Source organism: Chitinophagaceae bacterium, from assembly GCA_030053935.1.
Classification (GTDB): Bacteria; Bacteroidota; Bacteroidia; order Cytophagales; family JASGCU01; genus JASGCU01.
This window is the reverse complement of sequence record JASGCU010000033.1, coordinates 7,080-23,402: the sequence shown is the minus strand read 5'-3', so window position 1 is coordinate 23,402 and position 16,323 is coordinate 7,080. Positions and strand designations below refer to the sequence as shown.

Here is a 16,323-nt window from a genome sequence, read left to right as displayed (position 1 = left end):
TTATTTTTTTATCAAAAGAAAAACAATAATGCAGATACTCAAAAAAGTAATATTGGGTACCCATACAGCTAAGAGAGGATTCCAAGCACCATTTTGAGCAATGGCTCGGGCGAGAGTGAAAAATATAATATAAATAAAAGCAAGAGTAAACCCCAAGGCGATTAAAAATCCTGTTCCCCTTCTGCTTTTTTGAGAAGATATCAATACACCTAAAAGGGTGAGAATAAGAATCGCAAATGGGGACATTATCCGAATATATTTTTCTATTATAAAAGAATGAACATCATCAGAAGCACGTTTATGCAACAATTCTATATGGCGAGAGAGTTCGGGATTTGTCATTGTTTCGTGCATCCCTTGATTACTTTCAAAATCAGCATCGGTGACATGCAGAAAAGTATCTAATACTATCCCTCTGCTTATTTGCTCTCCAAATGTATCTAATACTCGGTTTTCCCAATCATATAGTTTCCATTTATCAATTGCGGTATCCCATTGTATTCTTGAACCTTTGAGTTTTGAGAGCATTTTATAATTCTGTATATGCTCTAAAGTAACATTATACCCTGTTTTAGCGTAAGTATCATAATTTTGCATATACAAATAATCTTCTGTATCTATTTTCAGATGAATATTTCTGTCTGTATAATACGATGGTCTTTTGATATACTTTGTTTCAAAATCGATTCGAAATTTGTTACCATCGGGGACTATATATCCATTGAAAAAAAAACTGATAATCCCAATACAAGCGGCACTGAGTATATAAGGGAACAACATTCTATAAAAACTAATTCCTGAGGTGAGGATAGCAATTATTTCGGTTCTTGCGGATAGGTTTGCGGTTACAAAAACAACTGCGATAAAGACAGTGATAGGTGTAATGAATCCGATATAATAAGGAATAACAGTAGAATAGTATCTCATGATTTCTCCTGCTTTCAGAGAATGTTCTATAAACCTATCATTTTTTTCTGTAAAATCTATTGCACAAATAACGAGTATAAGCCCGAGAACTACAAAAATAAAGGTTTTTAGAACTTTTTTTAAAATGTATACATCTATTTTTTTCATCTTATTTTTGAAATAAAATCCGCAGGTCTGTAAGAAATAAAAAACGTAATAAAAAATATAATACCATATACGAGTATAATATCTGTTACTTCTATTTTTACGGGATAAGCATCAATAATAGAAGAACTTATCCCCATAGATATAATTCCAAAATCTTGTTGCAATAGGCAAACAATAATTCCTAAAAAAATACCTAAACTACTGCCAATAAACCCTATAATGATACCTACTAAAAGGAATATTTTTTTTATCAAAAAACTATCTGCACCTATGGCATATAAAATTTTTACATCTTTCTTTTTGCCCATTGCGAGCATCGTCAGGAAGAAAAATATATTGATAGAGGCAATGAAAAGTATAAAAGAAAAAATTAAAAAAACAAAAAAGTTCTCTGTTTTGAGAATTTTAAATATATCGGAATGCTGCTCTTCTTCGTCTAACACCTGAAATTGTTCCCCCACCATTTCTTGCACTTTTTTTTTAATCGTATGGATATGTACTTTTTGCTGTATGTTAATTTCTAAAGCGGTTATTTTATTTCCATAATCCATAAGTTCCCTTACAAATTGGATGGGAGCAATGGCATAATTCTCGTCATAGTGCTTTTCTATACTAAAAGAGCCACTTACCCAAATCTCTTTTGTATTATAATAGTCACTTGGTTGTATGCCTGTATGAGTTGTGGTGATTTTAGGATAAAATATTTGCACTCTCTGGTCTTGGCGGTCAAAGAGTTGCAAATTGTTTTCGATTCCTTTTCCGATTAATAAAAAGTATTGATTATTTTTTTGTAAAATAAATTCTCCATCTATATAATCTTTCATTGGATTATTTTTAATAAACCTTCCACCTACCCCCTTTATCGTTATAATATTTTGGATACCGTTATAAGATATAAGTGCGTTATCTTCTATAATTTCTACAACCGAGGTAACATGTGGTATTTCTTTTATTTTTTTTGAATCCACAGAGTGCATATCAAAAGATTTTCCTCTTTCTAATACTACTTTCAATTCTGCATCAAAAGCATTAAACACATTTGTTTTGAGAAGGTCTTCTAATCCATTAAAAACAGAAAGAGCTATGACCAAAGCCATAGTTCCAAAGGCGACACCCAATAAAGAAACAAGAGATATAATATGAATAAATTGTTTTTTTTTAGAAAAAATATACCTCCATGCAATGAAAAAAGCAACGTTCAATGTGAGTAAAATTAAGGTTGTAAACTTCTAATCTGTTCTATACTCTGATGAATTTCTTCGGAAGGAAGTGTATGATCTACCAATTTATTTTCAAAAAAATCTTGATATGCTTGAAGGTCTAAATATCCATGACCACAAAGATTAAACAGTATTGTTTTATTTTTTCCTTCTTTTTTTGCTTGCTCTACTTCTCGGATAACTTGAGCAATAGCATGGCATGCTTCAGGTGCGGGAAGAATACCCTCTGTTTTAGAAAATAACACCCCTGCCTTAAAACATTCTAACTGCTGAATTGCAGACGCTTCTATAAGTTTATCTTTTAGGAGCTGACTACAAAGTACACTTGCCCCATGATATCTCAATCCTCCTGCATGGATAGCGGCAGGATTAAAAGTATGCCCCAATGTATACATCGGTAAAAGAGGAGTATACCCCTGAGCATCCCCAAAATCATACATAAACTTACCTTCTGTTAATTTAGGACATGAAGCAGGTTCCACTGCTATACATCGTATTTTTTTCCCATTTTGTAATGTATCCCGTAAGAACGGAAAACTAATACCTGCAAAATTAGAACCTCCTCCTAATGGTGCTATTACTATATCTGGGTAATCACCTGTATATTCTAACTGTTTTCTGGCTTCTTCTCCGATAATAGTTTGATGCATAAGAACATGATTCAACACAGATCCTAGCGCATATTTTGTAGTTTCACTCTGTGCAGCTACTTCTATTGCTTCTGATATTGCAATTCCTAAACTTCCATTAGAATTTGGATTTATTTCTAATTGTTTCCTTCCTGCGTTTGTGTTGCTGCTTGGTGACGCTATTACTTTTCCTCCAAAAGAATTTATGAGTATTTTCCTGTACGGTTTTTGAGAGAAGCTAATTTTTACCATATATACTTCGCATTCTATTCCAAATTGAGCACAAGCAAAAGAAAGAGCTGTTCCCCATTGCCCTGCTCCTGTTTCAGTAGTTATTTTTTTTACTTTTTCTTGTTTATTATAATATACTTGTGGAATAGCAGTATTGGGTTTATGAGAACCCGCAGGACTGCCTCCCTCGTATTTATAATAAATTTTTGAAGAACTGCCTAATGCTTTTTCTAAATAAACGGCACGAAATAAAGGTGATGGTCTCCATATTTTATACATGTCTAACACTTCCTCTGGTATATCAATGTATCTTTCCGTTGAAACTTCTTGCTTAATAAGTTCCATAGGAAATAGAGGCGATAAATCTTGAGGTCCTACTGGTTGTTTTGTTGCAGGATGAAGAGGAGGTAATGGTTTATTTACCATATCTGCTGCTACATTATACCATTTTTTTGGTATATCCTTTTCTGATAAGTAAATTTTTCTTTTCATAAGGGTTATTATTGTTTTGTTATTTTGTAAATATGTAATTTTTTTTTGAGAATTATTTTTCTATTTCATTTGAATGCTCTGTTTTATAATGATATTCTTAAAAAATACTTTTGAGACATTCTGTAAGTAAGTACCTTTCAATAAATCAAAGATAATCTCTAAAAACTGCAATTTTATAAAAAATAAATTTTGAGTCACCACTAAAAATCATTTTTGATACACTTGTAGTTTTATAACGGATTGATTATCAACGATTTAAAAATAAGTATTTCTGTAAAAAGCATTTTTAGAAATATATCTAATACTTACAATGTTTACGGAGGTAGTCAAACATCTATTAGTTACTGTATTCATAATAAATAATACAGTTTATGATAAATCAAAAAATGGTATTTCTGTTCTTTCAAATGTTTTGTTTTCAAATGTCTCAAAAACAAGAGTAGATTTTAAATTGGTGACTACCAAAAACGGTGCGTGGAAAACACTATTATAAGTAGTATTTTGATATAAAGCATCTATTTTCATATCTATATCGTGCCTTTTACATTCCACGAGCATCCAAGGAACACCTTTTCTATTATATACAATAATATCAACTCTTTTCAAGAGTGTGTTATAATATAATCCTCTTTCTATGTTTATAAGTGCTTGAGAAACATTCCTCTTCTCTATTAAAAACCTTATAAAGTATTGACGCACAATCTCTTCGGGAGTAGCCACTCTATATTTTTTTCTGATAATATCAAAAACAAAAAGAGTATTATTTCGTTTTTGATATAATAAAGAAGAAATGCCTTCTAAATCTACCATATAATTAAATTGAATTTACATATTTAATTCGTCATGTTTTTCACAAAAAAAGCATAAAATTATAATAATATGTAATAAAAATAAAAATGGTATATATTTGCTATTATTTTAAAGAATATATACAATAAAATATATTTTCTGCTATAAAAATTATATTTCAATTATAAATTACAAATAATACAATAATAATACAAAACAAATGGGAAAAGGAGATAAAAAAACAAAGAAGGGAAAAATTAGTATGGGTAGCTATGGGAATTCTCGTCCTCAGAAGGACAGAAATAAACAAAACGCACTTACCATCAAGAGCAAGAGTAAAATAAGCAAATAACTTAAAAAAGTTATTTACTACCTATTTTATAAATACTATTTCTTTTAGATGGTAAAAAATTTCTTTATTTTTTACAGAAATTGCTAATTGTCCTGTACTATCTTTAATACCGGTAATGATACCTTCAAACATTCCTTCAGCATTTTTGAAAAGATGTAACTCATCTTTCCAATAAAGATGTCGCAAATACAATTTTTTAAGGGATTCATACCGTTTACTTTTGAGATGTAAATAATACATTTCTATATTTTCTAATACCGAGGTTAATATATCTAATATATCATATTCTCGCGATAATTCTTTTATTACGGAGGTTGCCGATGGTATAGAAAAAAGTTTTTGATTTATATTTATACCTATTCCAATAAGCGATTGTGAGAAGAAGTACTGTTGTATGGTGTTTTCTATTAAGATGCCTGATATTTTTTTATCTTTACAAAAAATATCATTAGTCCATTTTATTTTTAGATTCGGCACAGATATTTTTTGTAAAGCATCTCTTATAGAAAGAGATGTAATAATATGGAGATAAAAAATATGAGATGTGTGTAAAAAAGTCGGATAGAGAACAATAGTAAAACAAAGATTCTTTTGTGGTTCAGATTCCCAGTAATTGTTGCTTTGTCCTCTTCCTTCGGTCTGCTCATCTGTTATAACGATTGTTCCTTCTTCTAAAGAATGTAGAGCAAGCAAACCTGCTGCTACCGTATTGGTAGAAGTGCATTTGTTATAATGAATAATATTTTTTCCTATGAAAGAATTTTTTAAAAGATGTATATTTTTCATATATATTTTAGTTTATAGATTTTAATGTACAATAAAAAAAGAATATAATATTAAATGTATAATACATGAATGCAATAAAAAAACAAAGCAGTGACCCTATAAAAATACTAAGAGATTCTATTATTATGGGAATAAAAGAAAAAAAAGGAGAAGAAATAATCATCATGGATATGAGGCACATAAAAAATGCAATAGTAGATTACTTTATTATATGCAGTGGTAATTCGGATACTCATTTAGATTCTATTAGCAGCGCTATAGATGATTTTGTATATCAGTATATTCAAAAACATCCATATAGTAAGGAAGGAACTCAAACAAAAGAATGGGTATTGATAGATTATTTAGATGTAATAGTTCATATATTCAAAAAAGAGAGGAGAGTTTTTTATGCTTTAGAAACACTTTGGGGAGACGCAAAAATTGAATCTATAAAATAAAAAATATTAAGACACAACATACATTTTTACGTAAATAAAAATTAAAATAAATAAAACCATATACAATGAAAATAGATATAATGAAAAGTACAAAAAAGAAAATAGAAAAGATAGACCAAGAAATAATAAAAAACAAAAATAAAATTAAAGACCCTACAAAAGATAAAAAAGGTGAGGATAAAAAAATAAACTACCAAATGTGGATAATTATTGGATCCACTGTGCTTTTAATGATAGTAACCTATTTAGGTAATAACAAGGCTACCATTACTATTACTCAAAAAAGATTTGGAGAAATGTACCAAGAGAATCATATACAGGAATTGATTCTCATAAAAAATGAAGATGTAGTTGAAGTGGTACTAAAAGAAGAAGCATTAGAAATACCAACTTATAAAAAAGAACTATCCGATAATTTTAATGGATTTGGTAAAAAAGGACCACATTATAAATTTAAAATATCTTCTTTAGATAAGTTTTTAGATCAGTTAAAAAAAATAGAAGAACAAATCCCCGATCATTTAGAAGTACCTTATAAAATAGAAGAAAGAGCGAATAGTGTAGAGATATTTTTTAACTACGGTTTTATTATTCTGTTAATATTTGGTTTTTGGTATATGATAAAAAAGATGACAAGTATGGGAGGACCTGGTGGTCAACTTTTTAGTATAGGAAAATCAAAAGCATCTCTCTTTGATGGGAATAATAAAGTAAAAATTACATTTGAGGATGTAGCTGGTTTAGAAGAAGCAAAAGAAGAAGTAAAAGAGATTGTAGATTTTCTAAAATCTCCTGATAAATATACCAACTTGGGAGGAAAGATTCCTAAAGGAGCTTTATTAATAGGACCTCCTGGTACGGGGAAGACACTTTTAGCGAAAGCAGTTGCAGGGGAAGCGAATGTTCCTTTTTTCTCACTTTCGGGTTCAGATTTTGTGGAAATGTTTGTAGGAGTAGGATCTTCAAGAGTAAGAGATTTATTTAAACAGGCAAAAGAAAAAGCACCTTGTATTATTTTTATAGATGAAATAGATGCAATAGGAAGAACCAGAGGTCGCAATCATTTTGCAGGTGGAAGCAATGACGAAAGAGAGAATACCCTCAATTCTCTCTTAGTAGAGATGGATGGTTTTGGAAATAATGCTGGGATTATTATTCTAGCTGCTACAAATAGACCCGATGTATTAGATTCAGCACTTTTAAGACCAGGACGTTTTGATAGACAGATTAGTATAGACAAACCCGATTTAGTAGGACGAGAAGCTATTCTAAAAGTCCATCTCAAGAGTTTAAAATTATCTGACAATATAAGTGTAAAAAATTTAGCTGCACAGACACCTGGTTTTGCAGGTGCCGACCTTGCTAATATATGTAATGAAGCGTCTCTAATAGCAGCGAGAAGAAATAAAAAAGCAGTAGAAATGCAGGATTTTTTTGATGCTATTGATAGAATAATAGGTGGATTGGAGAAAAAAAATAAAATAATTTCCCCCGAAGAAAAAAAAATAGTTGCTTATCATGAAGCAGGACATGCGGTTACGGGTTGGTTTTTAGAACACGTAGATCCATTGGTAAAAGTAAGTATAGTACCGAGAGGAGTAGCCGCATTAGGATATGCTCAATATCTTCCCAAAGAACAATTTCTCTATCAAACAGATCAAATGATAGATGAAATGGTAATGGCGATGGGAGGAAGAGCATCTGAAGAAATTATATTCCAAAAAATATCTACAGGAGCACTGAGCGACCTCGAAAGAGTAACTAAAATGGCATACGGAATAGTGACTATATATGGTATGAATGATAAAATTGGAAATGTATCATTCTATGACTCAAAACAATCAGAACCTTTATTTAACAAACCATATTCAGAATCTACAGCGGAAACTATAGATGCGGAGGTAAGAAAAATAATAGCTGATGTCTATGAGCGTTCCAAAAGTCTATTGATACTTCATAAAGATAAGTTGGAAATAATTGCACAAGAACTATTACAAAAAGAGATACTGTTTCAAAACGATTTAGAACGATTAATAGGACCGAGACCTTTTGAGAAACCGACTGCTTACCAATCTTTTATCCAAACAGAGCAAAAAGCAGATACAAAGCTTTCAAACGAAAAAGATATAAACGTTCTAAATACAGAAGATACCAATCCAAAGAAAAAAAAAACAAAAAATTCTTTATCATAATGATACTCAATTTTTTATCTTTCTATAGATAGTTATTGGTTCTCTCATATTCTATAGTATCATCTATAACTGTTGGTACTATATACTATTGTTTTCAATGTACTCTATTATTTATTTTAGGGGATGTCAAATGTGAATATAGGGTCTAACAGATTATTATCCCACGATATATTTACGAGTTCATGAATAATTCCGTCATGAAGCCCATAAACCCAACCGTGTATAATAGGTCGCTTCTCTTGCTTCCAATACCTTTGGATAATACCTGTTTTAGCTAAATTCATTGCCTGTTCGATGACGTTCAATTCTGTGACTCTATTCAATCTAAGTTCCTCTGTTTGTAAAACATCTATCTCATTCTGGTGTATCTTATACACTTCTTTTATGTTTCTTATCCATTTATTTATAAGTCCTAAGTGTTGACGAGACATGGCTGCTTTTATTCCACCACAACCATAGTGACCACAAACAATAATATCAGATACTTTTAAAAATTCTACTGCATATTGCAAAACACTTAGTAGATTTAAATCTGTGTGAACCACCATATTTGCTATATTTCTATGAACAAATATCTGTCCAGGTTCGGAATCTGTAATTTCATTAGCAGGAACCCTTGAATCAGAGCATCCAATCCATAAAAACTGAGGGGTTTGGGAAATAGAAGATTTTTCAAAAAAATCTGGATTGTCTTCTGATTTTTGTTTTGCCCATGCCTGATTTTGTAATAGTAATTTTTGATATGCTTTCATTTTTTTATTGCAAGTTTAAATAATTTTATATTTTTCTAATATGTATCTATTTGTATGAGTTTGTTTTATCTCTATTACTATTCTTTTTTCATGACCTGTAGTTACAAAATCGCGAATTATTTCTGCTATGTCTTCATCCATATGATATACTTTTGATGCATCTATTATTACATATCCTCCGTATTTTATTTTTTGAAAAGATTCTGTAATAATAGATTTATTTAAAAAAGAAACATTATGGCGAAATTGTATGAGGTAATGTTTCTTATTTTTATCTTCTGTAAATATTATGCTCTTGTAATAATTTGATTTTATAACAAAAAATATACCTACTATAAAACCAATACTGATACCTATTATTATATTACTTAACAAAATAGATATAAGCGTAACTATAAATGGTATAAATTGATCCCATCCTTTTTTATACATCTCTTTATAAAGAGAAATATTGGTAAGCTTATAACCTATAATTATTAAAATACCCACTAAAGACGCAAAAGGTATGAAATTTAATATCTTTCCAAAGAAGAATAAAGATAATAAAATAAGTATTCCATGAAATATAGTAGATAATTTAGATCGAGAACCTGCAATGACATTCGCTGAAGTACGAACAATAACAGAAGTTATAGGCAATCCTCCTAAAAGACCAGATGTAATATTTCCAATTCCTTGTGCTTTTAATTCTTGATGAGAACTAGATATACGTTTCAAAGGATCTATTTTTTCACTTGCTTCTAAAGAAAGTAAACTTTCTATACTTGCTACAAATGCGATAAGAAAAGCAACCTCATATACTTTAATGTTATAGATCTGAGAAAAATCTGGATATGATAATAATTGTAAAAAGTCTGAAGTTCTTTCCATAATGGGAAATTGTACAAGATGTTTTTCTTTCAATCCCATATCTGAAAAATATAAGAGAGCGATTTGGTTCATAATAATACCTGCTATTACTACTACTAAAGAGCTGGGAATATTTTTAAAAACAGAAAAACGCTTTTTAATACCATTGTCCCAAAAGAGGATAAGAAATAAAGATAAAATACTTATGAATACAGCTGTTGGCTCTATATTATTTGTTATTTCTAATAATTCTGTAAAAGTGTTTTTTCCATCTATCTGAGAAAAACTTTCGTCTCCTTCTGGATCTATATCATATCCAAAAGCATGAGGAATTTGTTTTAAAATTAATATTACACCTATAGATGCTAAAAAACCTTTGATGACAGAACTCGGAAAAAATTGACTTATAACACCAGCTTTTATATATCCAAAATAAAATTGAAGTATTCCTGCTATCACAGTAGCTAATAAAAAACCAGTAAAAGAACCATCCAAAATATGTATCCCTTGTGATACTACAACTACTAAACCGGCAGCGGGACCACTTACACTCACATGAGAACCACTGAAATATCCTACTATTATCCCTCCTACTATCCCAGCTATTAGTCCAGTACGTATTTCGGTTCCAGACGCTAAGGATATCCCTAAACATAAAGGAACCGCAACTAAAAACACTACTATAGAAGCAGGGAAGTCGTACTTAAAATTTATTTTTAGGAACACCAAAAATCTCCTACATTTACGTTTTAGTGTCATAATTTTATTATTATTAAGAATATGTTTATTGAATTGATTTCTATAGTTTATCGTATAATATATAAATAATTTTGTGAAAAAAGAAATAATATTTTTATATACTTATATCATTTTATTGTATTATCTCAAATAAGAGCCAAGTGTACTTATTTCCCATAGAAATCGTGCCATTTTTTTATATACTTTCTCTTTTTTTATTTTTAGTAAAATATAATTTTTTTTCACATAATATAAATTTTAAACACATACCTTTTTGGATGGTAGCATATACTTTGAAATAAAGTATTTTAATACATATCTTCTACATTTCCTAAACCGTACCGCACTACATAAATAGTATTTCCAGTAGCATCTAAAACAGTACTAGGAATCTGACCGCCCATTCCACCATCTACCACTACATCTACTAATTTTTGATATTTTTCCATAATAATATCAGGATCTGTAATATATTCTGAAGTATCTACATTATCATATAAAGAAGTACTCATAAGGGGATTACCTAAAAGTTTTGCTATCATTCTTGCAATTTTATTATTAGGAACCCTGATACCAATATTTTTTTTATGTATATGTAATCTTTTAGAAATAATACTATTTGCAGGAAGTATAAAAGTGAAAGGACCAGGGAAACATTTTTTCATTGCTTTAAAAACAGTACTGTCAAAAGGCTTAGTATAATCTGAAATATGACTTAAATCAGAACATATAAGAGAAAATTTTAAATCTGTATCTTTTATCTGTTTTATCCTGAGTATTTTATCAATCGCTTTCTTATTCCATGCATCACATCCTAACCCATAAATTGTATCTGTTGGATATATGATAATACCTCCGCTTCTTAAAATATCTATTACAATTTCTAATTTTTTCTCCTCTGGATTTTGCGGATGTATTTTTATACAAATACACGTATTCATAGTATATATTCTTGTAAATTAATTTATTATTAAAATTATGTGTTGAGTAATAATTTTTTTTATTTACTTTTAGAATATAAAATAATAATATTTTTTTCAAAAAATATTGGTAGATAATTGTTATGGAAAAGAAATTCCATAGATATCTTACAAAAATTTTTCTACCATAATAAAATCTATTTTATACCAGTGTTTTTTTAAAATACATACGGTGTTAAATCCATTTTTTTTAAAAAAAAATTGTGATATTGTATTGTTTGGGTGAATGGAAGCCCAAATTTTATGAGCATTTCTTATAGAAGCAAATGCAATACATTTTTCCATAAGCTGAGTTCCGATGCCTTTACCCTTTGGTACCATTTCGGAAAGAAAAATATGGTCTATAAAAACAATTCCGTATTCAAAAGTATTGATGCAAAAACCTAACAGAGTATTTTTTTCATCCAAGGCAATAATAAAAGAAAAAGGATCTTTTTTTAGTTTTTCTCTTATGTATTTTCCGGTAAATAGATGGATTTCTGATTCCTTCGCTTCCGTAGTGAGATAAGGAAAATTTTGAATAATATGTCTAAAAAAATCAATAAAACTCTGAATTTCTTGGACTTCTAGTGTACGTATCAGCATTTGTTTTATGAATAAAAATTCTGTTTTATTTGTATTTTTAAAGATAAAGATAGCTATTTTTTATAAAAGTATACGAGAAGAACGAATTAAAAACATATTTCTATAGAGTATACCTGCACCGCACAATTCAAGGATTATGTTACCTTTTGAGATAAAAATTAAGAATGTTTTTAATCAAATTTTTTTTTGTTGCTGACCTATATCCTTTAACGAATGCCGTGACAAGATCTGTTAAACCGCCATACATATAATACTACTTGACCATTCATGACCAGTTACAATACAATAAGTTGATGCTGACAATGCGGCGATTCCAATCAAAAATGCTAAAACCTGACCAATGTTACTTTGAATTATTTGCGATCCGACAATTTTGTTTTCCATTTTCATTCTATGGTCAAGTTGTTTTTCTGCCATTTGCATAATTCTCTCAGCCCCATTTGGAATAATATTAGAATATTCGGAAAATGTCTCAGGGGCGGGGAGCGGACCGATGCGAGTCTTTTGCAGGGTCACTCGAATAATTTTGATAATTTGTTGCTTTTTTTGCTTTGATATCCCATCAAAAATATTTGGATCACTTTCTATGAGTATCTTTTCAACCTTATCTAAATTATTATTTTCTGAATCGTCTTGTTTTCGAATTTCTTCAGACATAACCAAACTATTGAGATGGAATCAGTAATTTTGCATCTTCTTTCATTTTTTCTATCGCACAAGTAATATCTTGCCCAATCATTCGAAAATCATTTTCAATAGATTTTCTATCAGCCTCAAATCCTGAATCTAATGAATTAAATCTATAAAAATTTCCAGCTAAGTTTATTACTGTTCCTGCCCCTGAAAAAAAAGAAAGATGAGAAAATAAAAAACTTTTGGTATATATTTTTTGTTTTTTCATTTTGTATTGACTTTATAATTATTTTATATTTACTACGTAATTATTATGAATAAATTTACTAAATGTGTTGCAAAATTAATATTTTTTACATATAAACTAACATTTTATTGCAAGCTTTAATAAAAAATACTATATAATAGGGTATTTATTACACAACTTATAAAATAACAGTTTAATTTTATTTTTTCAATAAAAAGTGGTTTCTATTATTGGAAGTAAATATTTTCTATATTCTTAAAAGTTATTTTCATAGTTCTTTCATAAATTTTTCCGTCGTAAAAAACACGCAGGTGGTTTATGAAGGAAGCAAGTAGGAAGTGTTAATGGGAATAGAAAAATGTAGATACAGAGATAGGTGATAGGTTCTACTGTGTCATATAAAAATAGTCGGAGTACCAGGATTCGAACCTGGGACCCCTTGGTCCCAAACCAAGTGCGCTACCGGACTGCGCTACACTCCGAACTTTATATTATTTTTATTTTTTTTTGAAAGAAGGTAATAGAACTAAAATTTCTTTTGCTTGCTTGAGATGTCTTTTTTCATGGGTTATTATAATATCAAAAGCAGTTTCTAATTTATAAACTATATACTTATTGACAGGTGAAGCAATAACTGTACCTTTTTTTATAAAATATTCTACTTCATGTATCTGTTTTTTTAATTCTATTTGGTGTTCTTGAAATCTATTTAGGATATCTATGGATATTTTTTCAATACTTGGTTCCCAAATGGAGAAAGTTTTTATTTTACTTTTTGTGTTCGGGTTTACGGAATTCAGTATCATTTTACCGAAAAAAGAAACTATGAAATGAATACTTCCTAAAAAAGAAACTTTATATTTACCTGCTTTTATATCTTCTAAAATAGGAAAATATGTCTTATTAATAACAATAAGATGTTCTATATTTTGTGCTATACTCCATGTTTTTGAGTTTTCTTTCCAGTTTAGTTCTTCTGAATCTAAATCTCTAAAAAAAAATATAAAATCATCAGTAATCTCATCTATTTGTTGTATCCAATTCATACAATATCAAGATATAATAGGATAAACGATTGATAAACAACTAAAAAGTGGGTCCTATAGGGATCGAACCTATGACCCCCTGCTTGTAAGGCAGGTGCTCTGAACCAGCTGAGCTAAGAACCCAAAATATGTTTTTAAAAGAAACTATAATAACGAATAATACAAATTAGTTAAAAAAAAATTATTTTCAAATATTATTTATTTTAATTTGTATTTTATGAGATAAATATTACTTTTTTAAATAAAAAACGACTTTTTTAAATAAAAAAACGATTTTTTGAATAAAAATCAAATAAATACATTAAAAAGTGAGTAAATTACATCCTCTTATATCGGAATGGTCTATTCTTCCTAAAATACTAAAGCTGTTATTTGAGTTTTTTTTTCCTAAGTCTTGTGTTTCTATAAAACAACACGAATGTATATTTGCTAAATCGATGATATTTACTCCTCCTGTTATTCCTTCTTTGTTATAAGAAAAAGGATCTGTTACTTCACGTATAAGTATTTTTACCCATGGGGGCGAAAAAAATATTCCATTTTCATAGGAATAACATTGTGATAAAAGTTCTGTCATACCATATTCTGAGTGAATTTTTTTTATATGGAATCTTTGGCAGAGAAACATATGAAGTTCTTCTCTTGTTATTTCTTTTTCTTTTCCTTTCATCCCTCCTGTTTCCATTACGATAAAATCATTGAGATCCAGTTCGTGTTTTTTTGCAAGATGTAGCAATGCAAAGCTTACACCAAGTAATACTTTAAGAGTATTTTTGTTTTGAATACTTATTAAATACTTTACTAATTCTGCATCGTTATATAAAAAGTATCTAGAGTAGTTATTTTTTGTTTGTTTCATAAAAGCATCTACCATAAAAACAAGAGAAGAATTTTTTCTTTCTAAATAAGATGGAAGGAGAGCGATAAAGATACAGTTTTCTATTTTTTGATAAAATGTTTCAAATATGGTTGTAGATATTTTTTTATAAAAAGAGATATCATCTAAAAAGTGTTGACTTGGTGTATTTCTGGTAGTAGTGCTACTCAAAAAGCAGATTTTTTCGTTCCATTCTCCTGTTTTTACTTTGTGTGTTTTAAAAAAAGAGATGGGCATAAATGGAATTTCTTGTATAGTGCTGATATTGTTTATATTTTTGCGGAGTAACGAAAGGTATGTTTTGTATAGAGTATTATGATTTGCCTGCCAATGAAAAATTTCCATTGCGGTATTTTCAAAATTATTTGTATTTATATTCCATATTTTTGTTTTGAAAATATCTTTTTGCATAGTGAATAACAATATGTATGAGTGAGTGTATTAATAAGATTAGATGTATTCATTTTTCAATTTTTTGAACATATCTATGGTATCTAAGGGGTTGGTTGCCTGAAAAATAGCACTTCCTATAACTAATATATTTGCACCTGCGTATAATAATTTTTTTGCATGGGGAATGTCTATTCCTCCGTCTACTTGTATATATGTAAAGCAATCGGCATTAATAATAATTTCTTTTGCTTGTTGTACTTTTTTGAGGCAATGGGGTAAAAATTTTTGCCCTCCGAATCCTGGGTTTACGGACATTATGAGAACTACATCAATAGTATGGATAATATCTTTTAGTACAGAAACAGGGGTATGTGGGTTTAGCGCAACTCCTACTTTACATGGGAGTTTTTTTATTTCTTCAATGGTTCTGCATAGATGGGTACATGCTTCATAATGGACAGTTATTATCTCTGCTCCCATGTCTTTGCATTTTTGGATATAGTTTTGTGGATTTTGTATCATAAGATGAAAATCTAATGATTTTTGAGAATATTTTTGAATTGCTTCTATGACTGGGAATCCAAAGGATATATTGGGGACAAAGACACCGTCCATTATGTCCAAATGAATAAAATCGGCTTTACTTTTATTGAGTGTTTCTATTTCTTTTTGAATATTTCCAAAATCTGCTGCAAGAATAGATGGAGCAATAAGGCAAAAGGTATCTGAAGAAAAATGATAGTTTTTTGTCATAGGGGGGATTGATTATTGTTACCAATCGGGTTTATTTTTATCATTTTTTTTAGTAGGTTTTCTTTTGTTTTGTTGCAAGTATTGTATTTCATTATTTTGCATTGCTTCTAATATTTTTTGTGCTTGTTCTATGCTCATATTTATTTGTTGTAGTTTTTTTTGCACATTACCCAATTGTTCTTTTTCTTTTTTATTTTCGCCGGGTTTATTTTGTTCTTTGTTTTGTTGTTCTTTGTTTTGTTGTTCTTTGTTTTGTTGTTCTTTG

18 protein-coding genes and 2 tRNA genes are annotated in these 16,323 nt (G+C 29.3%); 3 read left to right on the top strand and 17 right to left on the bottom strand.

All coding sequences use genetic code 11. The features are described 5' to 3' along the window. From QM536_05075 to QM536_05060, 4 genes are all read right to left on the bottom strand, one after another. A complete protein-coding gene (locus QM536_05075) occupies nucleotides 1-1,074 on the bottom strand; it encodes an LptF/LptG family permease (protein ID MDI9356383.1) in 1,074 nt (357 codons plus the stop codon). Beyond that, entirely contained in the window at nucleotides 1,071-2,276 is a 1,206-nt protein-coding gene (locus QM536_05070; GenBank protein ID MDI9356382.1) for an ABC transporter permease, read from the bottom strand. The genes QM536_05075 and QM536_05070 overlap by 4 nt, the downstream gene beginning before the upstream one ends. Nucleotides 2,277-2,287: 11 nt before the next feature. Next, on the bottom strand, nucleotides 2,288-3,646 hold the full coding sequence (locus QM536_05065; GenBank protein ID MDI9356381.1) for a TrpB-like pyridoxal phosphate-dependent enzyme: 1,359 nt from the start codon (nucleotides 3,644-3,646) through the stop codon (nucleotides 2,288-2,290). 369 nt (nucleotides 3,647-4,015) lie between these two features. Further along, nucleotides 4,016-4,456, bottom strand: coding sequence for a type I restriction enzyme HsdR N-terminal domain-containing protein (locus tag QM536_05060; GenBank protein MDI9356380.1), 441 nt, complete (start codon nucleotides 4,454-4,456; stop codon nucleotides 4,016-4,018). 199 nt (nucleotides 4,457-4,655) lie between these two features. On the opposite strand from QM536_05060, the gene QM536_05055 reads away from it, so the two are divergent. Then, on the top strand, nucleotides 4,656-4,787 hold the full coding sequence (locus tag QM536_05055) for a 30S ribosomal protein THX (protein ID MDI9356379.1): 132 nt from the start codon (nucleotides 4,656-4,658) through the stop codon (nucleotides 4,785-4,787). A gap of 21 nt (nucleotides 4,788-4,808) precedes the next feature. Here the strand turns inward: QM536_05055 and QM536_05050 are convergent, their stop codons facing one another. Beyond that, on the bottom strand, nucleotides 4,809-5,573 hold the full coding sequence (locus QM536_05050; protein MDI9356378.1) for a biotin--[acetyl-CoA-carboxylase] ligase: 765 nt from the start codon (nucleotides 5,571-5,573) through the stop codon (nucleotides 4,809-4,811). Between the two features lie 65 nt (nucleotides 5,574-5,638). On the opposite strand from QM536_05050, the gene rsfS reads away from it, so the two are divergent. Both rsfS and ftsH read left to right on the top strand, forming a co-directional pair. Continuing rightward, complete coding sequence (gene rsfS, locus QM536_05045; protein ID MDI9356377.1) at nucleotides 5,639-6,013, top strand: ribosome silencing factor; 375 nt, start codon at nucleotides 5,639-5,641, stop codon at nucleotides 6,011-6,013. A 65-nt stretch (nucleotides 6,014-6,078) separates the two neighbouring features. Beyond that, nucleotides 6,079-8,205, top strand: a complete 2,127-nt coding sequence (ftsH, locus tag QM536_05040; GenBank protein ID MDI9356376.1) for an ATP-dependent zinc metalloprotease FtsH — start codon at nucleotides 6,079-6,081, stop codon at nucleotides 8,203-8,205. 116 nt (nucleotides 8,206-8,321) lie between these two features. Here ftsH and QM536_05035 read toward each other — a convergent pair whose 3' ends face one another. From QM536_05035 to QM536_04980, 12 genes are all read right to left on the bottom strand, one after another. Beyond that, nucleotides 8,322-8,957: a carbonic anhydrase gene (locus QM536_05035; protein MDI9356375.1), complete on the bottom strand. Its 636-nt coding sequence runs from the start codon at nucleotides 8,955-8,957 to the stop codon at nucleotides 8,322-8,324. A gap of 15 nt (nucleotides 8,958-8,972) precedes the next feature. Beyond that, nucleotides 8,973-10,565 (bottom strand): SulP family inorganic anion transporter, encoded by a 1,593-nt coding sequence (locus QM536_05030; GenBank protein MDI9356374.1) that lies wholly within the window; start codon nucleotides 10,563-10,565, stop codon nucleotides 8,973-8,975. Nucleotides 10,566-10,852: 287 nt separating this feature from the next. Further along, nucleotides 10,853-11,485, bottom strand: coding sequence for an L-threonylcarbamoyladenylate synthase (locus QM536_05025; GenBank protein MDI9356373.1), 633 nt, complete (start codon nucleotides 11,483-11,485; stop codon nucleotides 10,853-10,855). 147 nt (nucleotides 11,486-11,632) lie between these two features. Further along, nucleotides 11,633-12,109 (bottom strand): GNAT family N-acetyltransferase, encoded by a 477-nt coding sequence (locus QM536_05020; protein MDI9356372.1) that lies wholly within the window; start codon nucleotides 12,107-12,109, stop codon nucleotides 11,633-11,635. A gap of 231 nt (nucleotides 12,110-12,340) precedes the next feature. Then, nucleotides 12,341-12,766, bottom strand: a complete 426-nt coding sequence (locus QM536_05015; GenBank protein ID MDI9356371.1) for a DUF2335 domain-containing protein — start codon at nucleotides 12,764-12,766, stop codon at nucleotides 12,341-12,343. A 7-nt stretch (nucleotides 12,767-12,773) separates the two neighbouring features. Continuing rightward, entirely contained in the window at nucleotides 12,774-13,010 is a 237-nt protein-coding gene (locus QM536_05010) for a hypothetical protein (GenBank protein MDI9356370.1), read from the bottom strand. Between the two features lie 387 nt (nucleotides 13,011-13,397). Beyond that, nucleotides 13,398-13,471: transfer RNA gene (locus QM536_05005), tRNA-Pro, on the bottom strand. A 15-nt stretch (nucleotides 13,472-13,486) separates the two neighbouring features. Further along, nucleotides 13,487-14,035, bottom strand: a complete 549-nt coding sequence (locus QM536_05000; GenBank protein ID MDI9356369.1) for a DinB family protein — start codon at nucleotides 14,033-14,035, stop codon at nucleotides 13,487-13,489. A 48-nt stretch (nucleotides 14,036-14,083) separates the two neighbouring features. Further along, nucleotides 14,084-14,158: transfer RNA gene (locus tag QM536_04995), tRNA-Val, on the bottom strand. Nucleotides 14,159-14,336: 178 nt separating this feature from the next. Further along, on the bottom strand, nucleotides 14,337-15,323 hold the full coding sequence (locus QM536_04990) for an acyl transferase (protein ID MDI9356368.1): 987 nt from the start codon (nucleotides 15,321-15,323) through the stop codon (nucleotides 14,337-14,339). Nucleotides 15,324-15,362: 39 nt separating this feature from the next. Next, nucleotides 15,363-16,058, bottom strand: a complete 696-nt coding sequence (rpe, locus tag QM536_04985) for a ribulose-phosphate 3-epimerase (GenBank protein ID MDI9356367.1) — start codon at nucleotides 16,056-16,058, stop codon at nucleotides 15,363-15,365. A gap of 18 nt (nucleotides 16,059-16,076) precedes the next feature. Further along, a partial coding sequence (locus tag QM536_04980; protein MDI9356366.1) for a hypothetical protein occupies nucleotides 16,077-16,323 on the bottom strand: 247 nt, incomplete at its 5' end.